This window comes from Fructobacillus sp. EFB-N1, assembly GCF_001038455.1.
Lineage (GTDB): Bacteria > Bacillota > Bacilli > Lactobacillales > Lactobacillaceae > Fructobacillus > Fructobacillus cardui.
Window position 1 is genome coordinate 1 of the sequence record NZ_LDUY01000055.1, and the last position, 779, is coordinate 779.

2 protein-coding genes are annotated in these 779 nt (G+C 36.5%); both read left to right on the plus strand.

Annotated elements, in window-relative coordinates; translation table 11 throughout:
- A partial coding sequence (locus FEFB_RS08020; RefSeq protein ID WP_047975728.1) for a YopX family protein occupies window positions 1-284 on the plus strand: 284 nt, incomplete at its 5' end.
- The gene (locus FEFB_RS08025) at window positions 277-708 is read left to right on the plus strand and encodes a DNA N-6-adenine-methyltransferase (RefSeq protein WP_047975729.1); all 432 of its coding nucleotides are present in this window, start codon (window positions 277-279) and stop codon (window positions 706-708) included. The genes FEFB_RS08020 and FEFB_RS08025, both read left to right, overlap by 8 nt.
- Window positions 709-779: the final 71 nt, after the last annotated feature.

Consider the following 779-nt stretch of genomic DNA (forward strand, 5'->3'; position numbering starts at 1 on the left):
CTGATGAAATTCATGGCGAAGTTGGTAGCGAATGGGATTTGGAACAATACACAGGACTACGTGACAAAAACGGAAAAGAAATCTACGAGGGCGATATTGTCCAATTCAAACCTTTTCCATACCAAAGAGGTGTTGTTATTTTCGAAGGATTCGGTTTTAACATAGAAGGATTTTGGGACTCATCATATGATTGTCCGAGTTATGCGTTTTCTGAAGGAAACAATTACGAGGTCATCGGTAACATTCACGAGAATCAAGAACTGTTGGAGGTCGTTGATGGATAAAGTTTTATTTTCAAGCAAAAAAGACGACTGGGAAACACCGACTGATTTATTTGAAAAGTTAAATAAAAAATTCAAGTTTGATTTAGATGCATGTGCCAATGATAGTAACCATAAATTAAGTAATTATTATTCAGTGGGTAATAGCTGTTTGGAACATGATTGGCAGGGTAATGTTTTTATGAATCCACCTTATGGGAGAGACATGTACTCGTTTATTAAAAAGGCATACGAGGAACACCTAAGAGATAAAAACAGATTTATTGTCATGCTGATTCCATCAAGAACTGATACGAAGTATTGGCATGAGTTCATTCAAGACAAGGCTGTTGTTAAGTTTATCAGGGGCCGTTTGAAGTTTGAGGTGAGTGGACAGCCAAAAGATGCGGCACCATTCCCCAGTTGCTTAGTCGTATATGGATTTTAATTTAGGAGAATAAAAAAATGAAAAATTATATTAAGTGGTTGGGTACAGAAATTAAGTCATTGAACACAGCT

Coding starts and splice junctions, on each gene's coding strand:
- FEFB_RS08025 (WP_047975729.1), top strand. CDS start 277: ATGGATAAAGTTTTATTTTCAAGCAAAAAAGACGACTGGGAAACACCG.